Below are 9,770 nucleotides of genomic sequence, written 5' to 3' on the forward strand. Positions count from 1 at the left end.
ATGGGGTTAGCATATGAGCGCCGCCTAGCTCGAAAGATAAACCTGTGACTGTCAACGACGACTCGTTCACCAACTGGAAGCACCGCGAGGAGATCGCGGAGTCGATGATCCCGATCATCGGGAAGCTGCACCGCGAGCGGGACGTCACCGTCCTGCTGCACAGCCGCTCCCTGGTGAACAAGTCGGTGGTCAGCATCCTGAAGACCCACCGGTTCGCTCGGCAGATAGCCGGCGAGGAGCTCTCGGTCACCGAGACCCTGCCGTTCCTGCAGGCCCTCACCGCGCTGGATCTCGGTCCTTCCCAGATCGACATCGGCATGCTCGCCGCGACGTACAAGACCGACGACCGCGGTCTGTCGGTGGACGAGTTCACCGCCGAGGCCGTCGCCGGTGCCACGGGCGCCGACAAGATCGAGCGCCGCGAGGGACGCGACGTCGTCCTCTACGGCTTCGGCCGCATCGGCCGCCTCGTCGCCCGCCTCCTCATCGAGAAGGCCGGCTCCGGCAACGGCCTGCGCCTGCGGGCCATCGTCGTGCGCGGCGGCGGCGAACAGGATTTGATCAAGCGCGCCTCGCTGCTGCGCCGCGACTCGATCCACGGCCAGTTCCAGGGCACCATCACCGTCGACGAGGCGACCAGCACGATCGTCGCCAACGGCAACGCGATCAAGGTGATCTACGCGAACGACCCGTCCGAGGTCGACTACACCGCGTACGGCATCAAGGACGCGATCCTCATCGACAACACCGGCAAGTGGCGCGACCGCGCGGGCCTGTCCAAGCACCTGCGCCCCGGCATCGACAAGGTCGTCCTGACCGCCCCGGGCAAGGGCGACGTCCCCAACATCGTCCACGGCGTCAACCACGACACCATCAAGCCGGACGAGCGGGTCCTGTCCTGCGCCTCCTGCACCACCAACGCCATCGTCCCGCCGCTGAAGGCGATGGACGACGAGTACGGCGTCCTCCGCGGCCACGTCGAGACCGTCCACTCGTTCACGAACGACCAGAACCTGCTGGACAACTACCACAAGGCCGACCGGCGCGGCCGCTCGGCGCCGCTCAACATGGTGATCACCGAGACCGGTGCCGCCTCCGCCGTGGCCAAGGCCCTGCCCGACCTGAAGGCGCCGATCACCGGCAGCTCGATCCGCGTCCCCGTACCGGACGTCTCGATCGCCATCCTGAGCCTGCGCCTGGGCCGCGAGACCACCCGCGACGAGGTGCTGGAGTACCTCCGCGACGTCTCGCTGCACTCGCCGCTCAAGCGTCAGATCGACTTCACCACCGCACCCGACGCGGTCTCCATGGACTTCGTCGGCTCGCGGCACGCCTCGATCGTCGACGCCGGCGCCACCAAGGTCGACGGCGACAACGCCATCCTCTACCTCTGGTACGACAACGAGTTCGGCTACTCCTGCCAGGTCATCCGCGTCGTCCAGCACGTCTCCGGGGTGGAGTACCCGACCTACCCGGCCCCCGCGGTCTGATCCGCCCAACTCGCCGAAGGCCCCGGTCCGCCGATGCGGACCGGGGCCTTGTGGCTGCGGGGGAGCGGGACGGGCATGGGTCACCGCGCCGGCTTCTCCACGCCACTGGAGCGACAAACCGCCCGCAGGGCGCCCGAATGCCCCATCGTTGTCACCCTGATGACGCGCATCTGGATCAGGATTCGTGGTGTTAGGGGAATATGACCACAGCACAGGTGAGTACCTCGTTCCCCCGGAATCCGGCGCTGCGTCACGGAGCGGACTGCGTCGACCTGCCCTACTCGTCCTCCGCCCTCGCACTTCTCCTGATCGCCATGAGCCGGATCCGGGCCGAGTCCCACGCGGTCGAACCATCCGCGGACCACCGCGGCGAAAGCGCCGGACGGGGCCGTGATGTATGAGACACCCAACCGATATCACCGGCCCCAGGACCTGGACCCACCGCTCGACGACGACGACCACCGGCCGGCCGGCCGGCAACCGGTCCGCTCGTTCGACGTCCTGGACGCCTCCTGGGACGCCGGACTCGCCCACCTCCTGTGGGAGTCCGACCCGTCCCGGCAGTGGGAAGGGCCGCCCGCCACCCCGCTCGCCGACACCACCGAGACGTACGACGACGAGCGCACCACGGCAGGGCTCCAGCGGATCACCGCCGAACCGCCACCAGTGCGCCCCCCGCTGCCGAGCCACCGCAGGGTGCCGCCGAAGAAGCCGGTCATCACCCTGCCGCGCACCGGCAGCATCCTCATCGCGGCGCTGACCGCCGTCATCGTCCCCATGGTCGGCGTCTACGGCGGCATGGTCAGCTACGAACCCCTGCTGCGCAACGCCGCCCGGCCCGGCGCCTCAGCGGGTGTGGTCCGGTGGTGGCCCCTCCTGGTGTACGGCCCGTGGCTGGTCGCGTCCCTGTCCATCCTCAGAGCGGCGTTCCACCGCCGGCGCGCCACCCACGCGTGGTCCGTCGTCCTGCTGTTCTCGGCCGTCGCGGTGGTGCTGTGCGTCGCCCGGACGCCGAGGACCCCGCTCGACGCGACGGCGGCCGCGCTGCCCGCCCTGGCGGCGCTGGCCTGCTTCCAGCAGCTCGTGCGGCAGATCACCCTGACGCGGCCGCCCCGGCAGGCCGCACCCCGACACCGCGACGTGACGGCTCCGGCCCGTACCGCGCCACCCGGCTGAGCACCCCGAACGCGCCTGCCGAAACGGCCGGGGAGTGCGCCCGCCCGCGCGACGGGTGGCGATAGTGTCCATGCCGATCGCGACCAGCTCCCGTTTGGACCGGACAAAGGGGGTTGTTCCGGCATGCAATCGACCGGAGAACAGTGCTCACCCAAGAGGTCGTCCGGTGAGCGGGCGCTCGGCCGACGCGCCGGCGCCGGGAGGAGCAGCGTGGCAGAGCCGTTTTCCGTCACCGTCGTGGTGCGCGGGTACGAGACCGATACGCAGGGCCACCTGAACCAGGCCGTCTACCTCCAGTACGCGGAACACGCACGCTGGTCGATGCTCCAGGAGGGCGGCATCCGGCAGACGGACCTGCTGGAGAGGAACCTGGGGCCGGTGGCGCTGGAAGTGACGGTGCGGTACCGCCGGGAGCTGCGCGCCGGCGACGAGGTCGAGGTGACCTGCGCCTTCGTCTGGGGCGAGGGCAAGACATTCCGCATCGAGCAGACGATCCGCCTGGCGGACGGCACCCTGGCCGCCGAAGTGTCGGGCGTGGGCGGTCTGATGGACCTGAAGCGGCGCAAGCTCGTACCCGATCCGCGTGAGCACTTCAGGGCCCTGGCCACGGCACCGGAGACCTTCGGCCTCTGACCGAATCCACGCAGAGCCCCTCCGTTTGGCTTGTACGCTGCTTTCGCGATCTTGTGTCGGTGAATCGGGGGATGAGCGATGGACATGAACGGCATACGGCGGATCCGGGCGGTCACGCGCGTGGTGGGGCGGCGCACCACGCTGCGGTACCTGATGGTGGGCGTGGGCGCCTCGCTGCTCGCGGCGTGCGGCGACTCCACCGGCAACGGCGGTGGCTCCGGTTCCGGCGGTGGACCTGCCGGGACCGGCCCGGCGGGCGGCGGCGGCCCCCTCAAGCAGGCGTTCAGCGCCTTCGTCCGCGGTACGTGGAAGGTCGTCGTCCAGCCCGCCGGCAACGGCACGGCCGGGACCCTGACGGCGGAGATCACCGCCAGCAGCTGGACCCTCACCCTGGTCGGCGGGGCCGGCCAGGACGGCGGGGCCCCCTGGGGCGGCCAGTGGGCCCTGATGGGCCGGACCCTCGCCATCCACGGCCCGGAATCGCCCCAGGATCTCGACGAGTTGGTGCGGGTGGCGGCACTCGGCGTGCCCGCCGAGGTCGGCCCGAGCGAATCCCTGCTGCTGCCCTGGCAGCCACCCGGCGACGACTCGGCCGACACCGGACAGAACCTGGAGGTCGAGTACGCCAAGGGCACCTTGCGGATCGCCCATGTGGAAGGCGACAGCCGGACGGTCTACACCTGCACCCGCGTGTGACGTGCGGGGCCGGCCGGGCGCCGGTGCGCCGTTGTACGGGAAGTCGCCCGGCGGAAGGGCGGAGATGGCGTCCGTGCCCTCGCCGGACAGGGGCCCGAGGTGTTCCGAGTCCGGCGTCGAGTCGGCGCGCCGGGCGCTGGGGGATCCCCGGGCCCGGCCCCACGTGCTGCGGGCCGTCGCGCGCAGCACGGTGACGCTGGTACGCGGACGGGAGGGCCTGCCGTCCCGGCGCCGGCCGCAGGGCCGCCTCGGCCTCCCGGCGGACTTCCTCCTCGCCCCCGGCGGCACCGTCCTGGCGGTCAAGTACGGTGCGCACGCGTACGACCAGTGGTCGGTGGACGAACTGCTGGCACTTGCGTCCCGCACACCGCGCTCGCCCTCCGGGCCCGGATGACCGGCGTGCCCGGAACCCCGGTGCCCGTGCGTCCGCCCGGGCGCCGGCCCGGTGACCCCGCGTGCCGGTGTCGCCGCCCGGATTCGGGATAATGATACGGGGGAATGGCAGCGGGAAAGGACCGGAGCGAAGGAGGGGGGAATTCGGATGAGCGGTGACAGCACGGCTTCCCTCGAGGCCGAGAGACCGGACCGGACGAGGGACCGGACCCGCGGGCGGCAGCGCTCGCCCGGGCCCGCCCCGGGGCATTCCGCCTCGAAGACCTACACCGACCTCCGCGACGCCATCGGCTCGGCGAGGGACTTCACCGCTGCCTTCCTGCTGGCAGAGGTGCACCGGGGCAGGGGCATACGCCCCCGGACCGTGGAGGACGCCCGGCTGGTGGTCAGCGAACTGGTCACCAACGTCGTCAGGCACGCCGCGGGCCCCTGCCGGGTCGACCTCCATCTCACCGCCGGGACGCTGGAGATCGCCGTGTCCGACACGGACGAGGTGACCCCGGTGGCCCACGCGCCGGACCCCGGGAGGGTCGGGCAGCACGGACTCGAGATCGTCCTCGCCCTGTGCCGGAGCGTGCACGTGGAGCCGATACCTTCGGGGAAACGTGTGCGGGCGCGCCTCGCGGTGGACTGTGGACTGACACCGAGCGCGTCGCCGGACGGTGGGAACGCGCGGGGCCGGGTACCGCCCGCGCGGGTACCGAGCGCAGGAGCGAGGAGGAAGCAGGATATGGAGCAGTCCGGGGTGCGGGTGCGCGTCGAGGTGAGCCCGGTCGGCGTCGGGGTCGTCACCATCGGTGGTGAGCTGGACTACGACGGGGTGGCCGTCCTGGAGGAGGCGGTCGGAGCACTGCGTGATCAAGGCGTGCACTGCCTGCTGCTCGACCTGTCCGAGCTCACCTTCATGGACTCCTCCGGGGTCAACGCCTTCCTGCGCGCCCAGCGGGGCTCCCGCGCCGGGGGCGGCTGGGTACGGCTGGCGAACCCCCAGCCGTCGGTGCTCAGAGTCATCGAACTCGTCGGTCTCGGCGAGGCCATCCCCCTGTACGCCACGGTCGGCGAGGCGCTGGCGGCGGTCTGAGCCGACCGGGCCCCGGCCTCTTGCCGGCTCGGCCCGCCGCGCGGCGTTCGAGGAACGGGACACCTGCGTGGAACAACCGCGGCAGGGAATGCGGAGATTCGTCCCTACCGACCGCGGGTCCACGGTGCCGAGGCGCCCGGATCGACCCGCCGAGCCCGTGGAGCCGTCATGAGCGTCAGTGATCCCGTAAGAACCGTCGACCTGGACGCACCGGTGGGTGTCCAGGACCAGAAGCAACGGCTGCGCCGGCGCCTGGAACGCCTGATCGGGGCCGCCGCCACCGAGGGGAACGAGCTGGTCCGCCTCCGCAACGGCGACGAGATCTTCCCCGCGATGCTGCGGGCCATCCGTGGCGCGGAGCACACCATCGACATGATGACCTTCGTCTACTGGCGGGGGGAGATAGCCCGCGAGTTCGCCGCGGCGCTCGCCGACCGGGCCCGGGCCGGCGTGCGGGTACGGCTGCTGCTCGACGGCTTCGGCGCCCGGCGGATCGAGAGCGGCCTGCTCGACGACATGGACGCCGCCGGTGTGCACGTGGCCTGGTTCCGCAAGCCCCTGTGGCTCTCACCGCTCAAGCAGAACCACCGCTGCCACCGCAAGGCCCTGATCGTCGACGAGCACACCGCCTTCACCGGCGGCGTCGGCATCGCCGAGGAATGGTGCGGGGACGCCCGCAACCCCGGTGAGTGGCGGGACACCCACGTCCAGGTGCGCGGCCCGGCCGTCGACGGCATCGCCGCCGCGTTCGCCCAGAACTGGGCGGAATGTCATACGGAGATGTACGACTCCCGCGACCGCTTCACCGAGCACTCCCAGCACGGCAGCGCGGTCGTGCAGGTGGTCCGGGGCTCCGCCAGCATCGGCTGGCAGGACATGCAGACCCTCATCCGCGTCATGCTCACCTCCGCGCAGAAGCGCTTCCGGCTGGCCACCGCCTACTTCGCCCCCGACCAGTACTTCGTCGACCTGCTCTGCGCCACCGCCCGGCGCGGAGTCAGCGTGCAGATCCTGCTGCCGGGCGAGCACACCGACCAGCGGGCCAGCCAGCTGGCCGGGCAGCGCCACTACAGCGCCCTGCTCGCCGCCGGCGTCGACATCCGCCAGTACCGGCCCACCATGATGCACGCGAAGATCATCACCGTCGACGAGGTGGCGTCCCTCATCGGGTCCACCAACTTCAATCGGCGCTCCATGGACCATGACGAGGAAGTGATGCTCGCCGTGCTCGACGAGTCGTTCACCGCCACTCTCGACCGGGACTTCGACGAGGACCTCGCCGTCAGCACGTCCCTCACCCTCACCCGCTGGAGGAGGCGCTCCGTGCTCCACCGCGTTCTGGAGGCGGCGGTCAGCCCCATCCGGCGCTTCCTCTGACAGCCCCGCCCGGACTCGGGGAAAAATAGGGGGAATGAGAAGCGGAGAACGGGGTACGCGCTGATCACTGGCTCGCCAGATGATCAATGAGACGTGTGTACGTGGGAGGGGACAGGGCGATGACGACTGCTGTGGCCATGGGAGCGGAGACCCGAGCCGGTGTCACGGAGCTGCCGGAGGTGACCTCCCCGGAGAGTCTCGCACCCAAGGACGCCCGTGCCCTGTCCAGATTGTTCTTCGACAGGCTCGCCGTCCTGGAGGAGGGCACGCCGGAGCACCAGTACGCCCGCAACACCCTCATCGAGATGAACATGTCGCTGGTCCGCTACGCCGCCGGCAGGTTCCGCAGCCGTGGCGACCAGATGGAAGACATCGTCCAGGTGGGCATGATCGGGCTGATCAAGGCGATCGACCGGTTCGAGCTCTCCCGGGAGGTCGAGTTCCCCACCTTCGCCGTGCCCTACATCGTCGGCGAGATCAAGCGGTTCTTCCGCGACACGTCCTGGGCCGTGCACGTGCCGCGACGCCTGCAGGAGGCGCGCGTCGAACTGGCGAAGGCGACCGAGGAACTCAGCACCCGGCTCGGCCGCGCTCCCAAGGTCAGCGAACTGGCCGCCCTGATGAGCCTCTCCGAGGACGAGGTCGTCGAAGCCCGCCTGGCCTCCAACGGCTACAGCTCCACCTCCCTCGACGCCGCGATCACCGGCGCCGACGACGATGACACGGCACTGGCCGACTTCATCGGCGCGGAGGACCCGGGCATGGAACTCGTGGAGAACTTCCAGTCCCTGGCCCCGCTCATCGACCGGCTCGACGACCGTGACCGCCGTATCCTGCACCTGCGCTTCGTCGAGGAGCTCACCCAGGCGGAGATCGGCGAGCAGCTCGGCGTCTCCCAGATGCACGTCTCGCGCCTGCTGAACCGCATGCTGGGGCGGCTGCGCGAGGGAATGCTCGCCACCGACTGAGCCGGTCCTCGCGGGCCGGCCCACAAGGCCGCGCCGGCCCGCCGTCGCGGCGGAGGCCGGCAGAAGGGTGCCATGGGAACCGCCGTACACGTACCACAGACCCGGGACATGGTCGGCGAAGAGCTGTCGGGTGACGAGGCCTTCGCCGCCCTGCGGCGCTACGGCGGCCGCAAACTGGTCACCGACTCCTTCACCCGCTTCCGTTACGCCGACGGGTTCAGCTTCGCCCGGAGCCTGGGATACCAGGTGGTGCTCGGCATCGTGCCGTTCACCATCGCCCTCGTGGGCATCACCGTGACCATGCACACCGAGGGCTTCGGGCGGGCCATCGAGTCCGCCCTGTCCCGGATCGTGCCCGGCCTCAGCGGGGACGTGGTGCGCCAGGTCCTCGCCGACACCCGGCGCAGCGCCGGCGGCGACATGGCAGGCGCCGTCGCCATGTGGCTCGGCCTGGGCTTCGCGGTCGTCAACCTCGCCTCGGCCATGGGCCAGATCGAACGCGGCTGCAACCGCATCTACGGCATCGAGCGCGACCGCCCGTTCGCCGTGAAGTACGCCAGGGGCGCCGTCCTCGCCCTCGGCGCCGGACTCCCGCTAGGCGGCGGGTTCCTGGCCATCGTCGCCGGCGAGGAGATCGGCCAGGCGGTGGTCCAGGCCCTGCACTGGCCGGAGTCCCTGCTCACCTGGTGGAACCGGCTCCACCTGCCGGTCGGGATCGTCCTCGCCGCGCTGGCGTCGGCCGTCATCTTCCGGTGGGCGCCCCGCCGCGTCCAGCCCGGGTACACCTGGCTCATCTTCGGATCAGGTGTCCACCTGACCCTGTGGGTCGGCGCGACGGGCCTGCTGGCCCTCTACATCAACGAGAGCGGCTCGTTCGGCGCCGTGTACGGTCCGCTGAGCGCGTTCGTCGCCCTGCTGTTGTGGGCCAACGTGACCGGCGCGGCGCTGTTCCTGGGCATCGCGTTCGCCGCGCAGCTCGAAGCGGCCCGGGCCGGCGCCACCGAGCCGGTCCATCCGGACCCCGGGCCCGGCTGAGCGCGGCGTGACGGGGCGGCGGGGCGCGGCGGTGGAGGCCCCCCGCCGGCGGCGCGGCTCAGGCGGTCTCGACCGTGCCGGCGGGGGCCGGCCCGTCCCCGCCCCGGTCCCGCGCCGTCCCGTTCTGCTCGATGGCGTGGCGGAAGCCGCTCAGGCCCGCGGTGAGGGCGGCGCGCAGTGCCGGGGGCATGGCGTCGATCACGTCGAGGAGCGCCGCCTCGCGCCGGGCCCGCAGATCCTTGAGGTACTTGCGGCCGCGGCTGGACAGGCGCAGCTGCAGCTCCCTGCGGCTCGCGGTGCTGGGAGAGCGCTCGATGTACCCGAGGGCGTCGAGGCGGTCGCACATCCGGCTCACGGAGGGCGGTGCCGACCCCAGGACGTCCCCGAGGGTGCGCAGGTTGATCGGCTCGTCGCGGTCCAGGATGTAGAGCACACGGAGCTGCGAGGAGGACACCGGGGCCGGTGACGTCAGGTCGCGGCCCTTGTTCCAGAGCACTTCGAGCAGCTCGATGACCTCGCGGGCGGCGTGCGCGGCGGCGTCCCGGTCGCCGTCCGCGGGAGTGTCGGAGTGCGCGTTCCCCATCGTGAGACTCTGCAACGGCCTTGCCCGGCGCTGAGACATGGGCCCTCCTCGATACTGCCGATCAACAACCTCATACCTACGAAGTCCCCACCGGTGGCCGGGGAGGTCACGGGCACCGGGCCAGCCTAAGCCCAAGCCCGCGCCGAAGGCACGAGCTCGCGGCGGGCCGTGGAACCACCGAGCGGCCCGCTCGACCGTCGTGCCCACCGCCTCCGGTCCGTCCTGCCGTCCGGTCCGTGCCCGGGGTGGGACAGGAGAAAAAGGAGAATCCCAAAACAGAGAACCCGGGCCACAGGGTCATGTGGAAGGGGTTTGTAAACACCTCTATCCAGACGAGG

Annotated in this window: 10 protein-coding genes; 9 read left to right on the top strand and 1 reads right to left on the bottom strand. The window is 71.1% G+C overall.

The annotated features are described in order from the left end of the window. Positions 1-44: 44 nt before the first annotated feature. The 9 genes from AC07DW_RS06420 (at position 45) to AC07DW_RS06460 (ending at position 8,849) form a co-directional block, all read left to right on the top strand. A complete protein-coding gene (locus tag AC07DW_RS06420; protein ID WP_478856472.1) occupies positions 45-1,490 on the top strand; it encodes a glyceraldehyde-3-phosphate dehydrogenase in 1,446 nt (481 codons plus the stop codon). Between the two features lie 393 nt (positions 1,491-1,883). Next, positions 1,884-2,666: a DUF2637 domain-containing protein gene (locus tag AC07DW_RS06425; protein ID WP_478856473.1), complete on the top strand. Its 783-nt coding sequence runs from the start codon at positions 1,884-1,886 to the stop codon at positions 2,664-2,666. Between the two features lie 210 nt (positions 2,667-2,876). After that, positions 2,877-3,299: an acyl-CoA thioesterase gene (locus tag AC07DW_RS06430; protein WP_478856474.1), complete on the top strand. Its 423-nt coding sequence runs from the start codon at positions 2,877-2,879 to the stop codon at positions 3,297-3,299. Between the two features lie 84 nt (positions 3,300-3,383). After that, a complete protein-coding gene (locus tag AC07DW_RS06435; RefSeq protein WP_478856475.1) occupies positions 3,384-3,995 on the top strand; it encodes a hypothetical protein in 612 nt (203 codons plus the stop codon). Between the two features lie 64 nt (positions 3,996-4,059). Beyond that, entirely contained in the window at positions 4,060-4,389 is a 330-nt protein-coding gene (locus AC07DW_RS06440) for a hypothetical protein (protein WP_478856476.1), read from the top strand. Between the two features lie 147 nt (positions 4,390-4,536). Then, the gene (locus AC07DW_RS06445; RefSeq protein WP_478856477.1) at positions 4,537-5,469 is read left to right on the top strand and encodes an anti-sigma factor antagonist; all 933 of its coding nucleotides are present in this window, start codon (positions 4,537-4,539) and stop codon (positions 5,467-5,469) included. Between the two features lie 168 nt (positions 5,470-5,637). Further along, positions 5,638-6,846, top strand: coding sequence for a phospholipase D-like domain-containing protein (locus AC07DW_RS06450; RefSeq protein ID WP_478856478.1), 1,209 nt, complete (start codon positions 5,638-5,640; stop codon positions 6,844-6,846). 119 nt (positions 6,847-6,965) lie between these two features. Continuing rightward, on the top strand, positions 6,966-7,814 hold the full coding sequence (locus tag AC07DW_RS06455) for a SigB/SigF/SigG family RNA polymerase sigma factor (protein ID WP_478856479.1): 849 nt from the start codon (positions 6,966-6,968) through the stop codon (positions 7,812-7,814). 72 nt (positions 7,815-7,886) lie between these two features. After that, a complete protein-coding gene (locus AC07DW_RS06460; RefSeq protein WP_478856480.1) occupies positions 7,887-8,849 on the top strand; it encodes a YihY/virulence factor BrkB family protein in 963 nt (320 codons plus the stop codon). 58 nt (positions 8,850-8,907) lie between these two features. Here AC07DW_RS06460 and AC07DW_RS06465 read toward each other — a convergent pair whose 3' ends face one another. Next, on the bottom strand, positions 8,908-9,432 hold the full coding sequence (locus tag AC07DW_RS06465; RefSeq protein ID WP_478856481.1) for a MarR family winged helix-turn-helix transcriptional regulator: 525 nt from the start codon (positions 9,430-9,432) through the stop codon (positions 8,908-8,910). Positions 9,433-9,770 lie beyond the last annotated feature (338 nt).

The sequence above is a fragment of the Streptomyces sp. NPDC045701 genome, from assembly GCF_056432045.1.